This window comes from Neisseria sp. P0008.S010, assembly GCF_051962715.1.
Classification (GTDB): domain Bacteria; phylum Pseudomonadota; class Gammaproteobacteria; order Burkholderiales; family Neisseriaceae; genus Neisseria; species Neisseria elongata.
In genome coordinates this window covers 1-230 of the sequence record NZ_JBQCVA010000459.1, presented here as the reverse complement: position 1 = coordinate 230, position 230 = coordinate 1, and the positions used below count along the sequence as shown (strand labels likewise).

At 43.5% G+C, this 230-nt stretch carries 1 protein-coding gene and 1 riboswitch; the gene reads left to right on the top strand.

Annotation, left to right across the window (positions count from 1 at the left end; all coding sequences use genetic code 11):
• The first annotated feature begins 74 nt into the window (after nt 1-74).
• A riboswitch (PreQ1 riboswitch) is annotated at nt 75-120 on the top strand.
• 3 nt (nt 121-123) lie between these two features.
• The coding region (locus ACTHSL_RS14335) for a 7-cyano-7-deazaguanine synthase (protein WP_440381765.1) at nt 124-230 on the top strand (107 nt) is incomplete at its 3' end.

Below are 230 nucleotides of genomic sequence, written 5' to 3'. Positions count from 1 at the left end.
CATCATTATGCAGAATAAAAGAAAATGAAGTGCCGTGATTATAGACGAAATCCGTTATAATCCGTCAATCTTCGAATCACGCGGTTCGCAAACCTCCCGCGTTAACAAAACTAGGAATTTACAATGGAAAAACAGCAAGCCCTTGTTATTTTTTCGGGCGGGCAGGATTCAACGACCTGCCTGATTCAGGCAATTCAAACCTATGGCCGTGAAAATGTGCAGGCCATCAC